22 protein-coding genes are annotated in these 23,501 nt (G+C 69.5%); 15 read left to right on the top strand and 7 right to left on the bottom strand.

Annotated elements, in window-relative coordinates; genetic code table 11:
• The first annotated feature begins 3 nt into the window (after positions 1 to 3).
• The 3 genes from ACFV9C_RS08930 (at position 4) to ACFV9C_RS08920 (ending at position 4,284) form a co-directional block, all read left to right on the top strand.
• Complete coding sequence (locus ACFV9C_RS08930; RefSeq protein WP_380191900.1) at positions 4 to 1,098, top strand: mannose-1-phosphate guanylyltransferase; 1,095 nt, start codon at positions 4 to 6, stop codon at positions 1,096 to 1,098.
• A 1,342-nt stretch (positions 1,099 to 2,440) separates the two neighbouring features.
• Entirely contained in the window at positions 2,441 to 3,661 is a 1,221-nt protein-coding gene (locus ACFV9C_RS08925; protein WP_380191898.1) for a hypothetical protein, read from the top strand.
• Positions 3,658 to 4,284, top strand: a complete 627-nt coding sequence (locus ACFV9C_RS08920; protein ID WP_380191896.1) for a hypothetical protein — start codon at positions 3,658 to 3,660, stop codon at positions 4,282 to 4,284. Before ACFV9C_RS08925 ends, ACFV9C_RS08920 begins: the two co-directional genes overlap by 4 nt.
• Before the next feature lie 296 nt (positions 4,285 to 4,580).
• Here the strand turns inward: ACFV9C_RS08920 and ACFV9C_RS08915 are convergent, their stop codons facing one another.
• From ACFV9C_RS08915 to cofD, 5 genes are all read right to left on the bottom strand, one after another.
• Positions 4,581 to 5,444 (bottom strand): VanZ family protein, encoded by an 864-nt coding sequence (locus ACFV9C_RS08915; protein WP_380191894.1) that lies wholly within the window; start codon positions 5,442 to 5,444, stop codon positions 4,581 to 4,583.
• Positions 5,445 to 5,528: 84 nt separating this feature from the next.
• On the bottom strand, positions 5,529 to 5,876 hold the full coding sequence (locus ACFV9C_RS08910; protein ID WP_380191892.1) for a hypothetical protein: 348 nt from the start codon (positions 5,874 to 5,876) through the stop codon (positions 5,529 to 5,531).
• A 213-nt stretch (positions 5,877 to 6,089) separates the two neighbouring features.
• Complete coding sequence (locus ACFV9C_RS08905) at positions 6,090 to 6,767, bottom strand: DUF3105 domain-containing protein (RefSeq protein WP_380191890.1); 678 nt, start codon at positions 6,765 to 6,767, stop codon at positions 6,090 to 6,092.
• Positions 6,768 to 6,892: 125 nt separating this feature from the next.
• On the bottom strand, positions 6,893 to 7,861 hold the full coding sequence (locus tag ACFV9C_RS08900) for a coenzyme F420-0:L-glutamate ligase (RefSeq protein ID WP_380191889.1): 969 nt from the start codon (positions 7,859 to 7,861) through the stop codon (positions 6,893 to 6,895).
• Complete coding sequence (cofD, locus tag ACFV9C_RS08895; RefSeq protein ID WP_380191887.1) at positions 7,858 to 8,859, bottom strand: 2-phospho-L-lactate transferase; 1,002 nt, start codon at positions 8,857 to 8,859, stop codon at positions 7,858 to 7,860. Before cofD ends, ACFV9C_RS08900 begins: the two co-directional genes overlap by 4 nt.
• Before the next feature lie 115 nt (positions 8,860 to 8,974).
• On the opposite strand from cofD, the gene ACFV9C_RS08890 reads away from it, so the two are divergent.
• The 4 genes from ACFV9C_RS08890 (at position 8,975) to ACFV9C_RS08875 (ending at position 15,400) form a co-directional block, all read left to right on the top strand.
• Positions 8,975 to 10,225: a hypothetical protein gene (locus ACFV9C_RS08890; RefSeq protein WP_380191886.1), complete on the top strand. Its 1,251-nt coding sequence runs from the start codon at positions 8,975 to 8,977 to the stop codon at positions 10,223 to 10,225.
• 333 nt (positions 10,226 to 10,558) lie between these two features.
• Positions 10,559 to 10,810 (top strand): WhiB family transcriptional regulator, encoded by a 252-nt coding sequence (locus ACFV9C_RS08885; protein WP_020389877.1) that lies wholly within the window; start codon positions 10,559 to 10,561, stop codon positions 10,808 to 10,810.
• A gap of 193 nt (positions 10,811 to 11,003) precedes the next feature.
• Positions 11,004 to 13,919 carry a glycosyltransferase gene (locus ACFV9C_RS08880; protein ID WP_380191884.1) on the top strand — a complete coding sequence of 972 codons (2,916 nt, stop codon included), beginning with the start codon at positions 11,004 to 11,006 and terminating at the stop codon, positions 13,917 to 13,919.
• Positions 13,916 to 15,400 (top strand): DUF5719 family protein, encoded by a 1,485-nt coding sequence (locus ACFV9C_RS08875; RefSeq protein ID WP_380191882.1) that lies wholly within the window; start codon positions 13,916 to 13,918, stop codon positions 15,398 to 15,400. Before ACFV9C_RS08880 ends, ACFV9C_RS08875 begins: the two co-directional genes overlap by 4 nt.
• Before the next feature lie 13 nt (positions 15,401 to 15,413).
• On the opposite strand, the gene ACFV9C_RS08870 is transcribed toward ACFV9C_RS08875, so the two are convergent.
• Positions 15,414 to 15,800: a DUF3499 domain-containing protein gene (locus tag ACFV9C_RS08870; RefSeq protein ID WP_380191880.1), complete on the bottom strand. Its 387-nt coding sequence runs from the start codon at positions 15,798 to 15,800 to the stop codon at positions 15,414 to 15,416.
• 31 nt (positions 15,801 to 15,831) lie between these two features.
• Here ACFV9C_RS08870 and ACFV9C_RS08865 point away from each other — a divergent pair, with 31 nt between their 5' ends.
• The 8 genes from ACFV9C_RS08865 (at position 15,832) to ACFV9C_RS08830 (ending at position 23,034) form a co-directional block, all read left to right on the top strand.
• The gene (locus tag ACFV9C_RS08865; RefSeq protein ID WP_380191878.1) at positions 15,832 to 16,278 is read left to right on the top strand and encodes a metallopeptidase family protein; all 447 of its coding nucleotides are present in this window, start codon (positions 15,832 to 15,834) and stop codon (positions 16,276 to 16,278) included.
• Between the two features lie 107 nt (positions 16,279 to 16,385).
• Positions 16,386 to 17,474, top strand: a complete 1,089-nt coding sequence (locus tag ACFV9C_RS08860; RefSeq protein ID WP_380191876.1) for a Gfo/Idh/MocA family protein — start codon at positions 16,386 to 16,388, stop codon at positions 17,472 to 17,474.
• Positions 17,467 to 18,210, top strand: coding sequence for a ThuA domain-containing protein (locus ACFV9C_RS08855; protein ID WP_380191875.1), 744 nt, complete (start codon positions 17,467 to 17,469; stop codon positions 18,208 to 18,210). The genes ACFV9C_RS08860 and ACFV9C_RS08855 overlap by 8 nt, the downstream gene beginning before the upstream one ends.
• A 37-nt stretch (positions 18,211 to 18,247) precedes the next feature.
• Positions 18,248 to 19,627, top strand: a complete 1,380-nt coding sequence (locus ACFV9C_RS08850; protein ID WP_380191873.1) for a phosphomannomutase/phosphoglucomutase — start codon at positions 18,248 to 18,250, stop codon at positions 19,625 to 19,627.
• On the top strand, positions 19,628 to 19,834 hold the full coding sequence (locus ACFV9C_RS08845) for a Trm112 family protein (protein ID WP_380191871.1): 207 nt from the start codon (positions 19,628 to 19,630) through the stop codon (positions 19,832 to 19,834).
• Positions 19,834 to 20,910 carry an SIS domain-containing protein gene (locus ACFV9C_RS08840; RefSeq protein WP_380191869.1) on the top strand — a complete coding sequence of 359 codons (1,077 nt, stop codon included), beginning with the start codon at positions 19,834 to 19,836 and terminating at the stop codon, positions 20,908 to 20,910. Before ACFV9C_RS08845 ends, ACFV9C_RS08840 begins: the two co-directional genes overlap by 1 nt.
• A complete protein-coding gene (gene manA / locus ACFV9C_RS08835; RefSeq protein WP_380191867.1) occupies positions 20,904 to 22,052 on the top strand; it encodes a mannose-6-phosphate isomerase, class I in 1,149 nt (382 codons plus the stop codon). The genes ACFV9C_RS08840 and manA overlap by 7 nt, the downstream gene beginning before the upstream one ends.
• 22 nt (positions 22,053 to 22,074) lie before the next feature.
• A complete protein-coding gene (locus ACFV9C_RS08830) occupies positions 22,075 to 23,034 on the top strand; it encodes a cation diffusion facilitator family transporter (protein WP_380191865.1) in 960 nt (319 codons plus the stop codon).
• A 7-nt stretch (positions 23,035 to 23,041) separates the two neighbouring features.
• Here the strand turns inward: ACFV9C_RS08830 and ACFV9C_RS08825 are convergent, their stop codons facing one another.
• Entirely contained in the window at positions 23,042 to 23,401 is a 360-nt protein-coding gene (locus ACFV9C_RS08825; protein ID WP_380191863.1) for a MerR family transcriptional regulator, read from the bottom strand.
• Positions 23,402 to 23,501 lie beyond the last annotated feature (100 nt).

Genomic DNA, 23,501 nt, shown 5'->3' with positions numbered 1-23,501 from the left:
TGCATGCGAAACGTGGTGATCCTGGCGGGTGGTTCAGGGACACGGTTGTGGCCGATGTCCAGAGACGACAGGCCGAAGCAGGTGCTGCCGCTGGCGGCCGGGCAGTCGCTGCTGCGGGTGGCGTACAACCGTCTGCTCGGGCTGGTCGCTCCGGAGAACATCTACGTGTGTACGGTGGGCGCGATCACTGACGTCGTACGCAAGGAACTCCCCGAGCTCGGCCCGCACAACATCATCGGCGAACCCGCCCGCCGCGACACCGCGAACGCGATCGGCCTCGCCTCCGCCGTCGTCGCCCGGAACGACCCGGACGCGATCGTCGCGTTCGTCGGCTCCGACCACCTGATCAGCCCCGAGGACCAGTTCCGCACCGCGATCGAGCAGGGCTTCGAGGTCGTCGAGGCACGCGCCCGGTCGCTGGTCACGTTCGGCATCGAGCCCACCCACCCGCACACCGGCCTCGGCTACATCGAACGCGGCGAGCCGATCGAAGGCACCGCGGCGTACGTCGTCGACCGCTTCCGCGAGAAGCCGGACCGCGCGACCGCCGAGCAATACCTCGCCACCGGACGGTTCTGGTGGAACTCCGGGATGTTCGTGTGGCGCGCGTCGACGGTCCTGAACGTGCTCGACACCCTGCTGCCGGAATCAGCCGCCCGGCTCCGCGACGTCGCCGCGGTGTGGGACACCCCGGCCCGCGAGTCCACTCTCGCCGAGGTCTACCCGAACCTGCGCAAGATCAGCGTCGACTACGCCGTGATGGAGCCCGCCTCCCAGGGCAAGGTCGACGCGGACGTGGTCGTCGTACCGATGCCCGTGCACTGGCTGGACGTCGGGTCGTGGGCGGCGCTGGCCGACACGTACGACGCCGACCCCAACGGCAACCGCACCGACAGCACCACCCTCAGCTGCCTCCTCGACTCCCACGACAACATCATCGTCACCGACGACCCCGACCACCTGGTCGCCACGGTCGGCCTCCGCAGCCACATCATCGTCCACACCCAGGACGTGACCATGGTCTGCCCCCTCTCCGACGGCGAACGCGTCAAGGAACTAGTAGCCCAAGTCCAATCAGACCACGCCAACTACATCTGAGTTAAAGAGCCGACAGGCGCCGTGATTCGTGGGGTTGTAGAGCTGACAGGGGCTGTGGTTCGTGGGGTTGAAGGGCTGACAGGGGCTGTGGTTCGTGGGGTTGAAGGGCTGACAGGGGCTGTGGTTCGTGGGGTTGAAGGGCTGACAGGGGATGTGGTTCGCCCCACGCGTGCTCCGCAGCTGCTCCGGTCGCTCCGCCTCCTCCCGCACCCGCTAGGCGCGCTCCCATCCACCCCACCGGCTTAGCGCCGGCTTGTTGCCCGCCGCCGCGGCCGGATTGCGAGCTGCCGCTCGCAGGCGACTGCTTGGCGCGGGTGTTGCCTGAGCCCAGTGGTGGTGGGTGGCGGATGCGGTGCGCCCGACGGGCGGGTGAGGTGACTAGGGGAGGTGATCCCCCCCGGCGTGCTCCGCAGGTGCTCCGGTCGCTGCCGCTCCCTCCTGCACCCGCTACGCGCGCTCCCACCCACCCCACCGGCTTAGCGCCGGCGTGTTGCCCGCTGCCGCGGGCGAGTTGCGAGCGGCCGCTCGCGATTGACTGCCTGGCGGGCGTGGTTCGTCATGCTGGGGGGCGGCGCAGGTGGCGTCTAGGAACATCCGCCCGGCGGCACGCGGCGGCGGGCGGTCCGCGTCGATCGCGAACTGCAGCTTCTGCGCGCGAGGTTGGTCATCCCGCGAACTGGCGATACCTCGGGGGGACAGAGCACAAGCTATGGGGACTAGGAACAAGTCATACCCTGTCGCCAGTCACCATAGGGTGTTCACCGACACATGCCCGGACCACCCATGGCGGCCGTACGACCGGTCTTTGGGTTGCGACGGCACGCCGTTCGCCCCCGGTGCCCACGACCTTGTGCAAGCGCGACCCGCATCATCTCCTCCCATCCGCGACGAACTGTGTCTGCTCCGTCACGGTGTGCAGTACCGTGCTGCCTGGTGCCGGTCGTTTCGGGGAGGACGGATCGTGGGCGAACTGCGAGGCCGCGAACCCAATCGCGAACACAGCCGCCCGGACGCGGTCAGACCCGCGGACTCCGAAGCCAATTCCGCCCGGCCGGTGGACTCCAGCCCGGATCCCGGCCGCTTCGCCGACTCCCATCCGGATCGCGACAGGGCCTCGGATTCCCGGTCAGATCGCGACCGGCACGCGGACTCTCGCAACGATCCCACCCCTCCTGTGGATGCACGCTCGGACCCCACCCCTTCATCGGACCGCTCGGATTCCGAGCAGCGTCCGGGTTCTGGTGCGGAACGCGGAGTGGATCGAGCTGACCGTCAGGTAGGCGACTCGTCGTCGGACCACTCGACGGACGAGCCGTTGCCGGACTGGGCAGACCGATATCCCTTGGAAGTACGCCGCCAACTCGCAGCCGACGACACCATCGCAAGGCTGCCGTACACCTCACCACGCGACCCGGAACCGGGCCGACTGAACAAATCAGGGCACCGAGACGCGAAGCCCGAAGACGACGAGACGCGCCGCGCCGATTCCGATGCCGTCGATACCGCGGTAGACCCGATGTCCGAGGAACTCCCCCACGTACCAGCCAAACTGCGCCAGAAGATGCTCGACGATCCGGTCTTCGCGCGCGCCGGCTGGGGCCGCGAAGACACCAGCGCGCGGGACGAGGACCCAGACGACCAACCGCCACTGGACGACTCTGATCCGGACGCGGCGAGCCAGTCTGTCAATCCGATCGAGGAGCCGCCCACGAAGCCGAAGCCGGTGGACGACGCCAACACTCCGTCGGGCCGCCGCGATCACATCGGCGACCCTGAGCCGGACCAGCCCGCGGACGCCGGACAAGACCCTCCGACCGATCCGGACGCCGCCAAGTCGCGCTCGCTGCACGACGAACGGACAGATACTTCTCATGACGGACGACGGACTGTCGAGGCTGAGATGGTCGCGGACAGGGGCGCCGGCGGCGACAGCGGCGACCGCCACACCGAGCCGCCGGCTAGCGAGTCTGAGCCGGATCGTTCCATCGAAGGCGGCGAGGCGCGCGAGCATGAGTTCGTCGAGGATGCCGATCCACAGGACATGGAGACGTACCGCCGGATCCGAGAGACCGACGACGTGGACGCCGTCGCCGACAACAGCGGATTTCCTCGCGAGGTGGTCGAGGTGGCCAAGGAGAACTTGTTCGTCCGTACACATGACGTCGCGGTAAACCCCGGTGTCGTCAGACACGGTCACTTCACGCCGCTCCGGCAGGTCGCTCCGCTGTGGGAACGAGTCGCGTCAGGCGCGGCACTGGCCGCCGACGAAAGGGCAGAGATGTGGTCCCTGCTGGCGCACGAGTATGTGGAGGCGAAACTGATGGAGGCCGGGTTGCCTTACCTGCTTGCTGATCCGGACGCGTGGGACGCGTGCGGGCACAAGGTCGCGCGGGAGTATCCGGCGGCGCACACCGTCGCACCACGGAGTCTGCAGTCGATAAAGAAGGACCTGCTGGCGCACTGGGAGAAACTGTTGATACCGAGAGGTGATGTGCGGGTGGCAGACGACTTGTCGAACCTCGACGCGGTGGTTCGCTTGGCCAAGGAAGGACTGGGGTTGTGACAGACAGGGCGGCGTGTGAGCGGCTTCTGGCTCGGTTGAAGGCTGCTAGGTGGGATGACGACGAAGCCGAGAAGCTACACGAGACGTCACGTCGGCATCTGGCGAGTGAGTTTTTCCGGCGCAAGGCCGTGTGGGCGAACTCGTTGGGCGTGACCGAGCGGTGGCCGTTCGCCAATCTCGCGCTGCTGTTCGATCCGTCCGTGGAAACCGATCCGGTCTGGCTTGAGGAGTTGGAGACAGCGGTCGGGCACAAGTTACAACTGGTGGTCCGTGACGTGGTGACCGACATGTTCCGCTGGGTTTCCCTGGGCGACCGTCCGAGGGAGCGGTTCCCCGAGCTGGATGACCCGTACGAGCCGATGGTGGAGGTATTCGAGCGGGGCGGCGAGTTCTGGCAGGGGCAGAGCGGGATCGAGCTTCCCATCGCCGGTGTGACGTATGGGAGCCTCGAGTTCCGGCTGGCCCAGGAGCCGATACCGATCGATGCCGAGATACTGGCTACGTTGGACGACAAGGATCGGGTCCAACTGGAGAAGAGCCGGGCACGGGCGGCGGCTGAACGCGCTGGGCATGCTGACAAGCAGGCGCAACTCGAGTCCGGGAGCCCTGATACGACGACGTGATGACCTGGCGATCTGTTCGATAGGTAGCACACCGTCGAGGCACCGGATGACCACCTCGCGGAGAAGTGGCGGGGAGGGCTTGCCTGTCGAGGCAGATACCTTGGCCAGACTGGATGCGAGATCGAATGGGTCCGCGCCCGCGGGGGGCTGCGCGTCAGGCCGGTGGGCAGAGCTCCAGGGAGTCCGGGAGTTCTGATTCCACAGCGCGATGATCGGGCGATCCACTCGAAACACGCCCGCGGTCTGGGACGCGGCCTCCGCAGTGACATCATCGGAGGTCGGCGCAGGAGTGCCGGCTACCCCATGAAAGTCGTGCACGAGGAACCGTGCGCGCTTCGTACGCTGAAGTCATGTGCCGTCCAGGTTGAGAACACGCACTGACGAACTCCCATGAAGGAAGTCGGATACCGAACTATCGCCGTTGTGGCAGTCGTCGAGGCGCCGTCGCTGTAGCGGCTTCCGATGTTGAAGACCATCGGACCGAGACGGTTGGCTGTCGACCAGTGTTCATAGTCGGTCAGCGTTGTCTGTGCGAACATCCTCTCCAGGCTGGCGATCTCGTCGTGCTGCCGGGATGCGGCCTGACCTGGGATCGTTGCGGCGAAGAAGCCGGCCAGGACCACGAGCAGGCCAACCTGAACGACGAGCTGTCGCCGGCGCCAGGCCCTCGACATTGCGAGGCCGGCGATGCTGCCTACCAGCACACCCAGATAGGCGCCCAACGAGTTGGCACACAGATCTGAGACGTCGGCCGTTCCCAGACCCAGGACGCCCTGCACTGCCTCGATTGCCGCGCTGAGCGCGGTCAGTCCGACCGCCACAACCACGACCTGCCGGAGGCGCAGCGACAGCAGAACGCCGGCAGGTACGAAAAGCGCGACGTTGAGCCAGATCTCCTCGCTGAACCCGAAGTCCGTCGAGAACCGGTTCCAGCCCCCAGGCGTCCAGCGGAACCCGCAAGCGAGGCAGACACCGGAAGGCAGCCCGTAACGCCCGAGTGTGACGGCCAGAATCCCGAGGACGCTCACCGCGATTCCTCCGGCCCACACCCCCTCCGCGCGCCCACGTCGCCGTCCCACCGAAGCCGCAATGGCCCCGGCGAGAACGACGACACAACCGGCGAGCACGCCGGCGCCATTACTCCAAAGATACGAGATCATCGAACTGACTCCCGGCGGATATTTCAATCACTCCTGTCCAGAAAACGTCATCGATTGCCGGTCTTCCCCGGGACACGGTTTCAACTAGTGATCGAACAGTGGGCGGTCGACGGCGATGATGTCATTGACATACATGTGAGTCCGCCGGACGGACTCCAGTTGCTTTCGCACGTCAACTCGTTCCGTGCGGCTCAGTCGCTGACGTAACCAATCAGTTTCCCATGAACAGTACCAATAGTGGTCGGCTTGCGTTGTTGCGAACCCGGACTGGTACACCATGCTTCGCCCATCGGGCCCGACGGTCGCGTAGGCGACTGCCGTGGGCCATTTCCAGCCCGGTGCGAGGGTGAGGTGCCCTTCCTCGGCCTGGTAGTCGGCAACGCCTCGCTGGGGCTGACCGAGGAGGTTGGGTGGCGCAATCACGATGATCACCTCGCCGAAGAACGCCTGAAGCGGCCGGCGAGAGCGGTGTTCAGGAATGGATTGTCGGGGATGCAGACGTGTATACGTCAACATTTCGCCCCTGGGGGACCGATCTCCCCTTGGGTGCGGGCGACTGTATTTGCAGCTTGTTGCAAATTTTGTCCAACGTGAACGCCCCCGAGAGAAGGAGTCTCTCGGGGGCGTTCGGCGAGCTGTGGATCCTCAGCCGCCGTTGGGTTCTTGGGCGTCGGTGGCTGGGTATTTTTCGATGAACTGTTTGAGGGCCTCGCCGCTGACGGAGCCGCAGAACTGGCGGTGGCCGAAGGACTTTTGGTCGGTGCCGGGGCCGCTCCAGTGGGCGAAGGCCAGGTTCTTGCCGTCCGGCCAGCCCTTGCCCTCGGACTGCTTGTAGGGCGCCGCGATGAACTTGTTCAGCGAGGCGTCAGGCAGCTTCGACTTGGCGATCTTCTCGATCTTGTCGATCTGGTCCTTCGGCAGGGTGTCGCGGTACCAGAGGATCGTGTACCCGTGCTCCAGGTTGTGCACCAGGTTCTCCACCGGCGGGCGGTCGCTCATCGAGTAGAACTTCTTGTCGAACGGCGCCCAGACCGCGTAGTGCGGGCCGGAGGACGGCGGGGAGACGGAGTACGCGATCTTCTCGCCGTCGGGGCGGTGGTCCTGGGTGCCGCCGGCGGTGTCGTTGGTGGCCGGGTCGCACGAGGCGGAGCCGGCCGCGACGCCGAAGTCGGTGAGGGCCTGGTTCTTGGTCCGGGAGTCCTGGACGAGCTTGATCGCCGGGTAGGCGATGATGGCGAGTCCGACGACGATCGAGCAGATCACGATGATGATGGTGCGGCGGCGGTCCGAGGCGGCCTGCTCGCGCTGCATCTTCTCGATCATCTGGCGGCGCGACTGTTTCTGCGACGACGCTTTACCCACAGTGTTGGTCTTCCCGGCTAAGGGCGGCCACCGCGCCGCCGTGCGATGGCAGTGTACGAGGTGACCCTAAGAAGTTGCCTAGAAAACTACTTCGACCGTGAGCCGAACGTGACCGTCGCCGCGGCGCCCGGCCCGGTCTGCACCGCGACCCCGTAGCCCTCGGCATGCAGCAGTACGGCGACCCGCTCGGCGACGACTCCGACCGTGACCGGGTCCGCGCCGGACACCGTGACAGCGTTGTCACCCGCCGTCAACTCCACGCCGTCAACGACCAGGTCCGACAACAGCACCGGATCAAGCTCCCGCGGCCCGGCAGGCGGTCGCCGGTCGAGTACGGCGGCCCGGGCCGCCTCCCGGGTCCCAAGGCTGAACATGTCGTGCTCCGCGTCCCGCACCAGCGCCCGCGCCCCGGGCCCGTCCTCGCCTACCGGCAGTACGGCGTCCTCGAGTCCACGCAGTACGGCGACCGGTACGCCGTCGGCCTTGCCTTTCACCAGCTCGCTGGCGCCGGCGATCTCGTCCGCGAGGGCGGGCTCGGTGACCGCGAGGACGTTGCCGTGGCTGTCCGTCGTACCGCGGAGGTCCTCGACCACGCGCACCCCGGCGGCGCCGATGGCCACGTCGGTCTGCCCGTTCCGCCAGGGGCGGCCGAGGGTGTCCGTGACGACGATGCCGACATTGACGTCGAACCGCTCCTTCAAGGCCGACCGCAGAACCCGGGCCGACGCGTCCGGGTCGACCGGCAGCAGCAGAACCGTGCCGGGGGCCGTGTTGGACGTATCCGTGCCGGCCGCCGCCATCACCAGGCCGTGCCGGGTCTGCACGATCCGGGTGTCGCCGCGTTGCGCGACCACCCGGACCAGCTCGGCGTCGACCGCCTCGCGCCGGGTGCCGTACGTGAGCCGGCCCTCCGCCTTGCTGACGATCTTCGACGTCACCGAGACCACGTCGCCGTCGCGCAGGTCGGTGCCTTCCGCGATCAGGGCCGCCAGGTCCGCCCCGGCCGCCACCTCCGGCAGTCCGGTCACCGGGAAGATCTCCAGGTGCTTCCTCATCGCCGTACGGCCTCCGCGAGGGTCAGTGCCGCGTCAGCCATCGCGGCGGTGGTGGTCTCGTCCGTCATCCACAACGGCACTGCCTGGACGTGAATTCCGGCTCCGGCGATCGAATCCGCCTGGATCGCGTCCGAGGTGTCGATCAGCCAGCCGTCGAGTACGCCGCCGGACGCGCGGGAGCCGTAGTACCGGGCGACCGCCGACGCGGTGGCCGCGACGCCGACCGTGGCCAGCACCTTGTCGGCCATCCCGCGAACCGGGCCGGTACCGATGATCGGCGACAGCCCGATGACCGGCGCGGCGGTCGCCCGCACGGCCTCCCGGATCCCCGGTACGCCGAGGATCGTGCCGACCGAGACGACCGGGTTGGACGGCGGCACGATCAGTACGTCGCAGTCCGCGATCGCGTCGAGTACGCCGGGCGCGGGCTTCGCCTTGTCCTGGCCGACGGCAACGATCTGGTGCGCCGGGATGCCTGCCTGGTAGCGGACCCAGTACTCCTGGAAGTGGATGGCCTTGCGGCGTCCGGGCTGCTCCGGGTCGTCGACGACCACGTGGGTCTCGATCCGGTCGTCGCTCATCGGCAGCAGCCGGACCGGGAGCTTCCAGCGGGCGCAGAGCGCCTCGGTCACCGCGGTCAGGCTGTACCCGGCGTCCAGCATCTGCGTCCGCACCAGGTGGGTCGCGATGTCGCGGTCGCCGAGCCCGAACCAGGTGGGCTCCACGCCGTACGCCGCGAGCTCCTCCTTGATCACCCAGGTCTCGTCCTCACGACCCCACTTGCGCTCCTCCGAGATGCCGCCGCCGAGGGTGTACATGACGGTGTCGAGGTCGGGACAGACCCGCAGGCCGAACAGGGTGATGTCGTCCGCGGTGTTCCCGACGACGGTGATCTCCGCGTCGGGACGGGCGGTGAGCAGACCGCGCAGGAAGGCGGAACCGCCGATGCCACCGGCCAGCACGGTGTATCGCTTGGGCATGTGGGTGCGAACTTGCATGGGAAGAGTCTGCCCGAGTCGTCAATGCGTCGGCCCACCGCACGACTATGCTGCGGTGAGTCATCAGATCCGCACAGCTCAGTTGTACGGCCCCCCAACATCCGAGGAGCCCCTCGTGGTCACCGACGCAACCAAGAAGCTCAGAGAGCCGGTCGCGTACATCCTGCTCGCATTCACCGGCCTGCTCGCAGTGGCAGCGCTCTTCCAGCTGTTCGTCGGCGGCATCGGCTTCGTGGCCGCGTCCGCGGGCGTGCACAGCTTCATCGTCCCGCCGTCGGTCACCACGATCGCGCTGATCCCGGCGCTGGTCGCCGCGGTCTGGCTGGTCAACGAGGGTGAGCGCACGCCGAACGCCCGGATCGTCACGCTGGCGGCGCTGGTCATCACCGGCCTGTTCCTGCTGATCGGACTGATCGCGACGTTCGCGCAGTTCAACGGCGGCGGCACGGCCGGCGAGAAGATCGTCGGCTTCATCGCGTCGCTCGGCGGTCTCGCGCTGTACGGCGGTGTCGGGCTCTACGCCCTGAAGACGTTCCAGGCGCTGCCGGCGCCGGTGAAGGCGCCCAAGGCGGGTCAGTTCCAGCAGCAGCCGGGCCAGCCGCAGTTCGGCGGGCAGCAGGCGCAGTACGGCCAGCAGGGCTACGCACAGCAGCAGGGCTACGGTCAGGACCAGCAGGGCCAGTACGGCGGTCAGCAGTACGACCAGGGCCAGCAGCAGTACGGCGGTTACGCGGCGGCCGGTGCCGCTGGTGGTTACGCGGCCGGTCAGGGCGACCAGCAGCAGTGGCCGCAGGAGCAGGGCTGGAACCAAGGCGAGCAGCCGCAGGCCTGGTCCGCCGGCGAGGCCGAGGCGCAGCACGGTCAGCACACTGACCCGCAGGCCGGTCAGCACGCCGCACAGCACTCCGGCCAGCCGGAGCAGGCGTGGCCGGCCGAGGGCCAGGCAGCTGCCGAGCCCACGCAGGCATGGAACTCCGAAGGCCAGCAGCAGTGGAGCGGCCAGGAGCAGGGCCAGCAGTGGCCGCAGGAGCAGCAGCAGCAGTGGGGCGCCGACGCCGGTCAGCAGCACGGCCAGCAGTGGAGCGGCCAGGACTACGGCCAGCAGGCCCAGCCCGCGCAGGAGTGGGGTCAGGCGGCCGAGGGCACGGACGCACAGCCCGAAGCCAAGCAGGGTCAGCAGGCCTGGCAGCAGGAGCAGTCCTGGCAGGCCGACGACAAGCCGGCCGAGCAGCCGGCGGCCGCAGAGCCCGCGCAGCCGGCCGAATCGGCCGACGAGACCCGCGTCGACCAGCGCGTCGAGGGTGACAAGAACGACCCGAACCAGCCTGGTCAGGGTCAGCAGGGCTGGTGGTCGCAGCCTTCCTGATCGGTCAGCCGATCAGCGCAGCAAGCCCTTACCGGTGCTGCCCGGAAAATTGCGGTATGACGTGGTTCGACCGGGGGTACCCGGCGCGAGAGGCCTGTATCTGCAGGCCTCTCGTTCTTTTGCGGGCGTGTTGCGGATGATCCCAATAGCAGAGCACGGCTTGACTTTCGTGCATTGCAGGAATGTAATTTCAACCGTGTCGTTCGTTAGGACACTCGGTATCGGGGACCGTTGCAGAGCGCAGGACGGACGAGGTCAGGCATGTGGACCGCAAACCCACATGTACAGGGGAACGAACAGGGTCGAGGAGGTCGTACCGTGACAGAGGGCCTGATGGCGATTGTCGACGGTGAGGCGATCGAGGAGGAGCCGAACTGGCAGGAACGGGCGCTGTGCGCCCAGACTGATCCAGAGGCTTTCTTCCCGGAGAAGGGCGGTTCCACCCGCGAGGCCAAGAAGGTGTGCCTCGGCTGCGACGTCCGGGGCGAATGCCTCGAGTACGCGCTGCAGAACGACGAGCGCTTCGGAATCTGGGGCGGTCTGTCGGAGCGGGAGCGCCGCAAGCTGAAGAAGAAGGCCGTCTGAGCGGCGGCTGAGGACAACAGCAACAGCAGAGACTTCCGCGAGGCCCTGGACGATCGTCGTCCGGGGCCCGCGGCTTTTCCACAGGCTGTAGCTGCGGCTTTCCCGACACTCCGAGAGCGGCTGTATGGTGAGTCCTCGCCGGGACCTGCGGTCGCGGTGACCGTCCGCAAGCATCGAGGTGTCACAGCTCCGCATGGAACAAGAAGCTCCGGCCGGTTGGGAATTCTTCGACTCCGTCGACTTCCCGACCGATCACACTGGTGGCCACATGCGCCGTCCGCGGGTCCGGCATGTCGTCACCGCGGTGGTGGTCGGGCATGAGGGCGCGGCCTGGCTGCCGCGCCTGTCCGAGTCGCTGTGGGCGCTGAACCCGCGTCCGGACCGGCTGATCGCGGTCGACACCGGCTCCACCGACGAGACCGCCGAACTGCTGGCCGCGATGCCCGGCGTCGAGCCCGTGGTCAGCGTGTCCGCGCGGACCGGTTTCGGCGTCGCGGTCGCGCGCGGCCTGGAAACGCACGGTTTCGCGCCGATCCCGAGCGCGGTCGGTCCGTACGGCGACGACGGCCAGGTGCCCGTGGTGGAGTGGCTGTGGCTGCTGCACGACGACTGTGCGCCGGCCCCGAAGGCCCTGGAGAAGTTGTTGCTCCAGGCCACTATCTCGCCGGAGACCGGAGTCTGGGGCCCGAAACTGCGGCTCTGGCCGCGGGACCGTGAGCTGCTCGAGGTCGGCGTCACCACGTCGCTCGGCGGCCGCCGCGACACCGGCATCGAGAACGGCGAGCTCGACCAGGGCCAGCACGACCAGCCGCGGAACGTGCTCGCGGTCAGCTCGGCCGGCATGCTGGTCCGCCGCGACGTCTGGGAGGCGCTGCACGGGTTCGACCCGCGGCTGCCGATGTTCCGCGACGACATCGACTTCGGCTGGCGTGCGAGCCGCGCCGGGTACCAGGTCGGCGTCGCGCCGGACGCGGTCGTCTACCACGCCCAGGCCGCGGCCACCGGCGAGCGGGCTCTGGCCGGCACCCGGCGGCACGCGTACCAGCTCGACCGTGCCCATGCGTACTACACCGTTCTCGCGAACGCCCCTGGCAAGCTGCTTCCGCTGCTGATCCTGCGCTTCCTGTTCGGCACCGTGCTGCGGTCGATCTGGTTCGTCGTCGGCAAGACGCCTTCCGGCGCGGTCGACGAATGGACCGCCCTACTCGGCACCTTGCTCGCCGGCGGCTGGACCAGCGCCCGCAAGAGCCGCCGCAATCTCAACCAGGTCCCGTACGACGACATCAAGGGCCTGTTCTCCCGGTCCGTGCACGCACTGCGGCACAACCTGGAGGAGACCACCAGCACGATCTCCGAGCGGATCCGCGAGGCCTGGGCGGACGAGCCCGAGGAACAGGTCGTCACCACGGCCCGCCGGGCGAAGTCGACCGCGCGCGTCGCGGTCGACCAGCCGCGCTGGCGCCGGCAGCTGATCCGGCGGCCGTTCCTGGTCGCGTGGGTGGTGCTCGCGCTCGGTGCGATCGTCGCGGCGCGCGGGCTGATCGGTGGCGGTGCCCTCCGTTCGCACCTGCTGCTCCCGGCGCAGGACAACCTGGCGGCGCTGTGGCACGCGGCCGCGTCCGCCCCGCCCGGCGTCACCCCGCCGGCGTGGCTGGGGCAGATGTGGGCATTCTCCACGGTCCTGTTCGGCCCGGGCGGCGCGACGAACATCTTGCTGCTCGGCGCGGTTCCGCTGGCCGGTCTCGCGGCGTGGGCGTTGCTGCGGTCCTTCGTCGTCGACCGCGTGGCCCGCGCGTGGGGCGCATCGGCGTACGGGCTGGCTGTTTTCACGAACGGCGCGATCTCGCAGGGGCGGCTCGGGACGTGTGTGGCGGCGATCGTGCTGCCGCTGCTCGGTGCCGCTGTGCACACCGTCGCCCGGCGGCGGCGCGTGGTTGTGCAGGGCAGTTGGCGGGCCGCTTGGTTCGCCGGCGCTTGTCTCGCCGTGTTGTTCGCGTTCACGCCGGCGCTCGGTCTGCTGATCGCGGTCGTGCTGGTGTTGGGCGCGGTGCTCGGCCTCGGCTGGCGGCGGCAGGGCCGGCAGTTGGTGTTCTCGGTCGTGCTCGGGCTGCTGCTCGTGCTGCCGTGGACGATCGACCTGGTGCGGCACCCGTCGAAGCTCGGTCAGGAGGCGGGCGGTCCGCCGACCGCCGCGATCGGCCCGGGCGACAGCCTGCCGCACCTGCTGACCGGCACGCCGATCGGTGCGCCGACGCCGTGGTGGTTCGCCGTGCCGCTGATCGTGGTCGCGCTGGTCGGCCTGCTGCGGGAGTCCCGCCAGCGGTACGAGCTGCTCGGCTGGTTCGCCGCGCTGGCCGGTCTGGCCGGGACGCTGGTCGCGAGCCGGCTCGGTGGCGGCAGCGGGCCGTTGATGTTCCTGATGACGGCCGGCTGGATCGTCTCGGTCACAGTCGCCTGGGACTCGGTCGGGAAGTCGCGGGAGCTCATCGTCCGGGGCGTGCTCGGGCTCGCGCTGGTGACGACGATCGTGACCGCGGGCTTCTGGCTGGTGCGCGGTGCGGACGGTCCGCTGTGGCGCGGCCCCGCCCAGGACCTCCCGGCGTACCTGGCTGATTCGCAGGCACCGCCGAACAACCAGTCGATCCTGGTGGTGCGCAAGGCGGCCGGCGGTCAGATGCGGTTCTCGCTGGTCAAGAACGGTGGCCCGCGGATGGGCGCGCTCGAGGCGGCGCCGACCCCGGCGCAGACCAAGCCGATCACCGACGTGCTCGCGACCCTCGGCGGCGGCGGTAGCGGCGAGGAAGGCCGCCAGTTGGCCGGCCTCGCGATCGACTACGTGTACCTGCCGGGCCCGGTGGACCCGACGCTGCAGTCGACGCTCGACTCGCTGCCCGGCCTGACCCGGGCCAGCGCGAACGACGGCGACGCCTCCTGGCTGGTGGACCGCTCGAAGATCGAGGGCAAGACGCCGATCGTCGACCAGACGCATTCGCTGTGGCGCATCCTCGGGCTGATCGGCTGGATCATCGCGCTGATCTTCTGCCTGCCGACGGTCCGCCGGACCGTCGCCGTACCGCAAGGCACGCACGCGAGGAGGGACCCCCGGTGAGCCGGTTGCTGTCCGACCCGCGCCTCCGGATCGCGGCCGTCGTCGCCGCCATGGCCGTGCTGGCCGGGCTCGGAGTCGTCACGCACCCGGGGAAGGCCGACACCCGCGTGGAGGCGGCCGCCGCGGAGCCCGCGCGGGCCGTCGTGAACCGGACGGCGCTCGCCTGCCCGGCGCTCGCGCCCGGCGGCAAGATGACCAGCGTCGTGAACGCGGTCTCCCCGACGTTGCCCGAAGGTACGGCGACCGCGCCCGGGACCGCTGCGCCGTTGTCGATCGCGCCGCTGCCGGCCACCTCCGACCCGGTCGGATCGCTGCTCAAACGCGGCACCATCGGCTCGAGCCCGGTGGCGGTCAGCCCGGCGCCGCTGTCGATCAAGGGCACCGGTCCGCTGGCCGCCGGGACGGTTGGCACGAGTACGACGACCGCGCCGGACGGCGAGGTCAACCGCGGCATGGCGAGCGTGCCGTGCCAGCTGCCCGGATCGGACTTCTGGTTCGTCGGCGCCTCCGGGGCGAGCGATCGCCGCGACGCGCTCGTGATGACGAACCTGGACAGCATCAACGCCGAGGTCAACGTCAGCGTGTACTCCCGGTCCGGTGCCGCCGACCTGCCCGCCGCCCGCGGCATCGTGGTACCGGCCCGCGGTACGGCGACGCTCTACCTCCGGCAGATCGCGGCGAACCTCCGCGACATCGCGCTGCACGTCGAGTCGACCGGCGGCCGGGTCGCCGCCGCGGTCCGGTCGAACGCCTCGGCCGGGAACACACCGGTCGGTGTCGACTGGCTGAACACCTCGGCCGCGCCCGCGACCATGGTGTTCGTGCCCGCGGTCGCGCCCGGTGGCGGCGGCCGGATCCTCTCGATCGCGAACCCGACCGACCTGCAGGCGACCGCCGGCCTGACGATCAACGGCCCGAACGGCCCGTTCAAGCCGGCCGGTCTGGAGACCGTCTCGGTGCCCGCCGGTTCGGTCCGGTCGATCTCGCTCGACAAGGTGCTGAACGGCGACGCGAGCGCGATCACGATCACGTCCGACCAGCCGGTGACCGCGGCGATGCGGGCCACCGACGCGAGCCAGACCGAGTTCTCGTCGATCGGGTCCGCCGAGGCGCTGACGGGTCCGGCGTACCTGGTGCTGCCGGCGCACAAGCAGCCGGTCGTGCTGCAGGTGACCGCGCCGGGGAAGACCGGGAGCGTGAAGTTCGAGCTGCGGGATGCGGCCGGGCGGGCGCTGGTCACGCGGGCGCTCGACGTGCTGAACGGGGCGACCACGCCGATCTCGTTCCCGGCGCAGCCGCGGCCGACGTACCTGATGGTGCAGCAGACCCGGGGGACCGTGGTCGCGGGCGTCACGCTGATGCCGGCGCCGAAGCCCGCGAAGGACGACGTACCGCAGGTGGCCGCATGGCCGTTGTCGACGTCACTGGTGTTCCGGGCCCAGCTCGGCGCCCAACCGGACGTGAGCGCCGCGCTCCGCTAGCGAGCCGGCGCGGTCAGCCTTCGGTGGTGTTGGCGCCGGGGTCCTGGAGCATTCGGAGGTGGCCGCGGCGGGCGATCTCGACCGGGGCGCCGGGAGTGCCGGCGCGGGGTTCGCCGCGCGGCGGGAGTGGGCGGGCCGCCTCGCGGACCGCGTTCGCGAGCGCCTCGAGGTCGTCCGATGACGGGCCGGCCGCGGCCGGGTCCGGAGCGAGCCGGATGACCTCCCACCCGTTCGGCGCGGTGAGGCGGTCGGCGTGGTCGGCGCACAGGTCGTAGCAGTGCGGCTCGGCGTACGTGGCCAGCGGACCGAGGACACAGGTCGAGTCGGCGTACACGTAGGTGAGCGTCGACACGGCCGGCTTCCGACATCCGGCGCGCGAACAGATCCTGGCGATGCTCACGACCAGACATTACGCCCACTAGGCTGAGCGCGTGACCGAGGCTCGCCGTCATCGCAGGCACATAGACCGCCACGGCCGCGGAATGCTCGGCCCGATCAGCCGGCCGAGCAAGTTCGCGCCGCGTGGCCTGCCGCTGCAGCGGTCCGCCGCCGCCCAGTTCGACGAGGTGGTCGCGATCGAGGTGACCCGGCTGGAGAAGCGGCTGCCGCAGGTGATCGCCCGGGTCGAGTTCGCGATCGAGGACGTCCCGAACCTGGAGCTCGACGCCACCGAGATCCCGCTCACCCACGCCACCGGCGGTACGTCGCACGAGCCGTACCGGATCGTGGTGTTCCGGCGCCCGATCGAGCTCCGCGCGGAACGGTCCGGCAGCAGCCTGTCCTGGCTGGTCCGGTCGGCGCTGGTGCTGGAGCTGGCCGACGTACTGGCGCTGTCTCCCGAGCAGATCGACCCGGACTTCGACCCCGACGGCGACTGAGTCCGTTACCTGTCCGTTAGAACAACCGGGTTGACCGGTGTTGAAACCTGTTCCGTAGTGTGGGAAGCAGTTGTGTCCTTCGTTGTCATCGGGAGAGGATCGTGGGTGTGAACGATCAAAAACTGCGGGTCGGGGTCGTCGGACTGGGTTTCGCCGGCCGGACCGCGCTGGAGGCGTTCTCCGAGTTGCCGGACGTCGAGGTGATTGCGCTGGCGGGCCTGGAGAAGGACACGCTGACCAGCCTCGGCGAGAAACACGCCGTACCGCACCTGTACGAGAAGTGGGAAGACCTGCTGGAGACGCCGGGGCTGGAGGCGGTCAGCATCGGTACGCCGACGCAGCTGCATGCCCCGATCGCGCTGGCCGCGCTCGCCAAGGGTCTGCACGTGCTGTCCGAGAAGCCGCTCGCGCGGACGGTCGCCGAAGGCTCCGCGATGGTCGAGGCCTCGAAGCAGGCCGGCCGGGTGCTGAAGGTGGTGTTCAACCACCGCGAGCGCGGTGACGTGGCGGCGCTCAAGCACCAGATCGACGAGGGTCAGCTCGGCCGGATCTACTACGCGAAGGCGCACTGGATGCGCCGCAACGGCATCCCCGGCATGGGCGGCTGGTTCACGAACCGGGAGCTGTCCGGCGGCGGGCCGCTGATCGACCTCGGCGTCCACATCCTCGACATGGCGCTGCACCTGCTCGGCGAGCCCGAGATCACCACGGTGTCCGCGGACACGTTCGCGGAGCTCGGGCCGCGCGGGAAGGGCAGCGCGAGTACGCCGGACCGCCCGACCGTCGACACCCTCGGGTCGAAGTTCGAGGTCGAGGACCTGGCCACGGCGTACCTGCGGCTGAAGGGCGGCGGCGCGCTGCAGCTGGAGACCAGCTGGGCGACCTACCGGGCGCCGGGCGACAACTTCGGGATCGAGCTGTTCGGCACCGAGGGCGGCGCGAAGATCGAGGTGAAGAACTACACCACCGAGGACACGCTGCGGATCTTCACCGATGTGGCCGGCGTACCGGCCGAGGTGAAGCCGGCGACCGGGGCCGGGCTGGGGCACCGCGCGGTGGTGCGGGAGTTCGTCCGGATCGTGCGCAGCGGTGAGTGGGAAGGCCAGAACGGGTCCGAGGCGCTGCTCCGGACCGAGATCATCGACGCTTGCTACGCGTCCGCGAAGGCGGGCCGAGAGGTGGTTCTCCATGACTGACCCGATTCGCGTCACCGTCTGGGGCGAGAACGTCCACGAGGGCCGCGACGAGACCGTCCGGAAGATCTACCCGGACACCATGCACGGGACGATCGCGGCGGCGCTGCGCGAACGGCTGGGTGCCGAGGTCGTCGTACGCACGGCCACGCTGCAGGACCCGGAGCACGGTCTGACCGAGGAGGTGCTCGCCGACACCGACGTACTCACCTGGTGGGGTCACGCGGCGCACGGCGACGTCGACGACGCGATCGTGGACCGTGTCCAGCAGCACGTGCTGTCCGGGATGGGCCTGATCGCGCTGCACTCCGCGCACTTCTCGAAGATCTTCATCAAGCTGATGGGTACGACGTGCTCGCTGGACTGGCGCGCGGAGAACGACCGCGAGCTGATCTGGACGGTCGCCGCCGGGCACCCGATCGCGCAGGGTGTCCCGCACCCGCTGGTGATCGAGCGCGAGGAGATGTACGGCGAGCTGTTCGACATCCCGCAGCCGGACGAGCTGGTCTTCGTCAGCTCGTTCTCCGGCGGCGAGGTCTTCCGCTCCGGCTGCTGCTACCGCCGCGGCCAGGGCCGGGTCTTCTACTTCCGCCCCGGCGACCAGGAGTACCCGACGTACCACCAGCCGGAGGTTCAGCAGATCCTCGCCAACGCCACCCAATGGGCCGCCCCGGTGGTCCCACGCCAGCTCCCGACGGTCCACCACCGCGGGACCCCCGGCTGGTTCGAGAAGGCCTGAACTACAGCTTGGTCGGTGGGCCGGATAGGGTCCGTGCATGGTTGATGTTGCGGGGATCTTCAAGGCTTATGACGTGCGGGGGGTTGTGCCCGAGCAGCTGGACGAGGCGGTTGCCCGGGCCGCGGGGGCTGCGTTCGTCGAGGTGCTGGATGTGCTCGCGGGGCCCGGGGCCGTGGTGATCGGGTACGACATGCGGCCGTCCAGCCCGGCGCTGGCGGCGGCGTTCGCCGAAGGGGTGACATCGACCGGGGCGGACGTGATCGACATCGGCCTCGCGTCCACCGACCAGCTGTACTTCGCGTCCGGGCGGCTCGACCTGCCCGGCGCGATGTTCACCGCGAGCCACAACCCGGCGCAGTACAACGGCATCAAGATGTGCCGCGCCGGCGCCGCCCCGGTGGGCAGCGACTCGGGGCTGCGGGACATCGCCGACCTGGTCGCGAAGGCCCTCACCGAGCCCCCGGCGACCGGCGCGACCCCCGGGCACGTCAGGCACAGGGACCTGCTCACCGCGTACGCCGACCACCTGCACGACCTGGTGAACCTGAGCGGCATCCGCCCGCTGACCGTGGTCGTCGACGCCGGCAACGGCATGGGCGGCCACACCGTTCCGGCGGTCTTCGCGAACGGCCCCGTGACGATCATCCCGATGTACTTCGAGCTCGACGGCAACTTCCCGAACCACGAGGCCAACCCGCTGGACCCGAAGAACCTGGTCGACCTGCAGGCGAAGGTCCGGGAGACCGGCGCCGACCTCGGCCTCGCGTTCGACGGCGACGCGGACCGCTGCTTCGTGGTGGACGAGAAGGGCGACCCGATCTCGCCGAGCGCGATCACCGCCGCGGTCGCTGTCCGGGAGCTCGCGAAGCACCCCGGCGCGACGATCCTGCACAACCTGATCACCTCGAAGGCGGTTCCGGAGCTGATCGCCGAGCACGGCGGCGTCCCGGTCCGCACCCGGGTCGGGCACTCGAACATCAAGCAGAAGATGGCCGAGACCGACGCGGTGTTCGGCGGCGAGCACTCCGCGCACTACTACTTCCGCGACTTCTGGCGCGCCGACACCGGCATGCTGGCCGCCCTCCACGTCCTCGCCGCTGTGGGTGAGCAGGACCAGCCCGCCAGCGAGTTGTTCGCGGAGTACGAGCGGTACGTCGCCTCCGGCGAGATCAACAACAAGGTCGCGGACGCGGCGGAGACGGTCGCGGCGATCGAGGATACGTATTCTGGCGTCGACGGCGTGACCGTCGACCATCTGGACGGGTTGACGGTGTCGGCGGGACAGTGGTGGTTCAACGTCCGTGCGTCGAACACGGAGCCGTTGCTGCGGCTGAACGTCGAGGCCGCGGACCGCGCCGGCATGGAGCGCGTCCGCGACGAAGTACTGGCCCTGATCACCGGTTCGAGGGAGAACTGAATGGCAGTCAATCTGGACCCGGACCTGCTGAGCATCCTGGTCTGCCCGAAGTGCCGCTCGGAGTTCCGGGTGGACGACGAGGCGAACGAGCTGATCTGCACCAACGCGGCCTGCGCGCTGGCGTACCCGGTGCGTGACGACATCCCGGTGCTGCTCATCGACGAGGCCCGGGACACCCGTGCGGAGACCGAGCCCGCGAGCAACTGATGAGCATCTTCGACGACACCCGGCTGGACGATCCGGCCGCACTCGCGGCGGCGGACCACCTGCTGCGCCGGCTGGCCATGGCCGGTGCGCGGATCCGGGCCGAGCTGGAAGCGTCCGCGGACGTGCTGTCCACCGTGGAGTCCGACGGCTTCCGGCCGCGGGCCGTGGTCGCGGCGGGACGGGACGCCCGGCTGGTCCGGGCCGTCCTGGAGCCGGTCTGCCCGGTTCCGTTCCTTGCCTGGCCCGGACCGGGGCTGCCCGGCTGGGCAGGTCCGCTGGACCTGGTGATCGTTCTCGGCGGTGCGGCCGAGGACACGGACGCGGTGTCGGCCGCGGGCGAGGCAGTCCGACGTGGTTGCGGGTTGATGGTGGCTGCGCCGGAGGACTCTCCGGTAGCGATCGCCTCGGCCGGCCTGCGCCATGCGATCCGGCTGCCGTCCCAGTCGGACGACCAGTTGGCCGCCGCGGTCGCGGTGCTGCAGGCCCTGCACCAGATGGAGCTTGGCCCCGAGGTGGACCACAAGGCTGTGGCGGCGTTGCTGGACGACGTCGCGATCGAGAGCTCGCCCAACAACGACGTGTCGTCGAATCCGGCGAAGGACCTCGCGCTGGTGCTGGCGGACGCGCTGCCGCTGGTCTGGGGTGGTTCGGTCCTCGCGGCCCGGGCAGCTCGACGTGTGGTCGAGGCGCTCCGGCTGGCGAGTGGCCGGCCCGCGCTCGCTGCCGACGCGGGACACCTGCTGCCGGTGCTCAACCAGCCGCCGCGTGACCTGTTCGCGGATCCGTTCGACAAGCCGGCCGAGCTGCGGCCGGCGCTGATCATCCTGGACGACGGGATCGAAGAGGCGGGCGTTGCCGAGCATCGCCGCAAGCTGGAGTCGAAGGCGCAGGCGCACGACGTCCGCGTGCACACGATCACGCAGGCCAACGGTACGGACGTCGCGCGGTACGCCGCTCTGACCCAGCAGGGCCGGTACGCCGCGGCGTACCTCGGGATCGGCCTCGGCCGCTACGGGACGGCGACCGTGGACGATCCGGCCGAGCCGGGAATCCCCTCGGAGGACCCGGCGTGGTAGTCCCGCTGCAGAACACGATCCGCGACTACGCGTGGGGTTCGCCGACCGCGTTGCCGAAGCTGCTCGGCGTCGCGCCGACCGGCGAGCCGCAGGCCGAGCTGTGGATGGGTGCGCACGAGTCCGCTCCGTCGGTGCTCCCGTCCGGGGACACGCTGTACGACGCGGTGTCGTTCGACCCGGCGGCGGTGCTGGGGGAGGAGACGGCCGAGCGGTTCGACGGCCGGTTCCCGTTCTTGGCGAAGCTGCTCGCGGCCGCGCGGCCGCTGTCGATCCAGGCGCATCCCTCGCGGGAGCAGGCGATCGACGGGTACCAGCGGGACGAGGCGGCGGGGATCCCGCGGGACGCCGCGGACCGCAACTACAAGGACGCCTGGCCGAAGCCGGAGATCCTGATCGCGCTCGAGCCATTCGACGCACTGGTCGGTTTCCGGCCGCTGGAGCGGACCGTCGCACTGCTCGACGCATTGGCACCCGAAGGATTCGGGGAGCTCACCGACCTGCTGCGGAACGGCAAGCTGCGCGCGGCGTTCACCGATTTCATGAGCCGCGACCGGGACGCGATCCGTCCGCTGGTCACGGCGCTCGGTGCGGCTGTTGCACGACCGGGCGACTTTGCCCTGGAGCGAGAGACGCTCGCCAAGTTGTGCGCGGACTTCCCGGACGACCCCGGCGTACTCGCGGCCCTGTTGCTGAACCGGGTGCGCCTGCAGCGGTTCGACGCGGTGTACCTGCCGGCCGGCAACGTGCACGCGTACCTGAACGGCCTCGGGTTCGAGGTGATGGCGAACTCCGACAACGTGTTGCGCGGCGGCCTCACGCCCAAGCACATCGACGTACCGGAGCTGGTCTCGGTGGTGGACTTCGAGCCGCTGGCCGACCCGGTGCTGACCGCGACGACCGACGGTCGGTACGAGACCGGATGTCCGTATTTCGCGGTCCGCCGGATCGACCTGGACGCCGACGAGCGGACGGTGGACGGCGCCGGGCCGCGGATCGTCTGCTGTGTGGACGGCACCGTCGATGCTGCCGGCAAAGAATCTGCTGTGACGTTGTCCGCAGGTCAGTCCGCGTTCCTTTCCGGACCCGAAGGACCCTGTACCCTGCGTGGTTCCGGCACGGCGTTCGTCGTGTCCGCATCCTGATTGACGGAGGATCTGAACAACCATGGCTGGTGGCGGGAACAAGGCCGTTGTCGCGGCTCTGGCGGCCAACCTCGGCATCGCGGTGACGAAGTTCGCCGCCTGGGCGCTGACCCAGTCGGCCTCGATGCTCGCCGAAGCGATCCACTCGCTGGCCGACTCCGGCAACCAGGGCCTGTTGCTGCTCGGCAGCAAGCGGGCCAGGCGGGCCGCAGACGAGCTGCACCAGTTCGGCTTCGGCCGGGAGCGCTACGTCTACTCGTTCGTGGTGTCGATCGTGCTGTTCAGCGTCGGCGGTCTGTTCGCGCTGTACGAGGGGTACCACAAGGTCCACGATCCGCACGGGATCGACAGCTGGCAGTGGGTCCCGGTGGTCGTGCTGCTGCTCGGCATCGTGATGGAAGGGCTGTCGTTCCGGACCGCGGTGCGTGAGTCGAACAAGCTGCGCGGGAAGGTGTCCTGGGTCCGGTTCATCCGGAACGCGCGGGCGCCGGAGCTGCCGGTGATCCTGCTCGAGGACTTCGCCGCGCTCACCGGCCTGGTGCTGGCGCTGCTCGGCGTCATCCTGACGCTTGCCACCGGCAACGGTGTGTTCGACGGCCTGGGGTCGATGGCGATCGGCGCGCTGCTGGTCTGCGTGGCGATCTTCCTGGCGGTCGAGATGAAGTCGCTGCTGCTCGGCGAGTCCGCGACCCGCGAGGCCCAGCAGCGGATCGTCGACGCGATCGAGAACACCCCCGGCGTGCAGCGGCTGATCCACATCAAGACCCTGCACCTCGGCCCGGAGGAGGTGCTGGTCGCCGCGAAGCTCGGCGTCGAGCCGACCTCCGACGCGGCCGTCGTCGCCGAGACCATCGACGCCGCCGAGCGCGCCGTCCGGGCCGCCGAGCCGATGGCGGTGCACATCTACCTCGAGCCCGACGTGTACGTCGAGAACCACGTCACCGACCCCCGCCCCGCCGTACCGGAAGCCCCTTCGCACTGACGTTCGGCTAGCGGGGCCTGGGCGGCAGGACTCCGCTGCGGCCGAGCCATCTGAGGGCGCGTTCGCGGTCGATCTCGGCCTGGCTGGGCGGGGCGCTGAGCCGGCCGGTGCGGTAGCCGAGGTTGCGGATGTCCGCGGCCACGGACGGTTCCGCGAGCGCTCTCAGCGCGAACGCGAGCGCCGCCGGCGTCACGTCGTACCGGCGTTCGAGATCGAGCGCGAGTTGTACGGCGGCCAGGTCACGGTCGTCGTACTGGCGCTGCGCGGTGTGCTCGGATCGCGAGCGCGGGAGCAGCCCGAGGGCCTCCCGGTAGCGCAGCATGCGCGGAGTGGTACCCAACTGGCGAGCGGCCTCGGTGATGCGCATAGCATCAATCCTGACATTTCGGTGTCAAAAACGCGCTGCGAGCGATCAAACCGCGCGCCTCGGCCCTCTAGGCTCGGGCAGGTATCAACCACAGCATCAG

Source organism: Kribbella sp. NPDC059898 (genome assembly GCF_042730855.1).
Lineage (GTDB): Bacteria > Actinomycetota > Actinomycetes > Propionibacteriales > Kribbellaceae > Kribbella.
The sequence above is the reverse complement of the archived record's forward strand: the minus strand, read 5'-3'. Positions and strand labels throughout refer to the sequence as shown.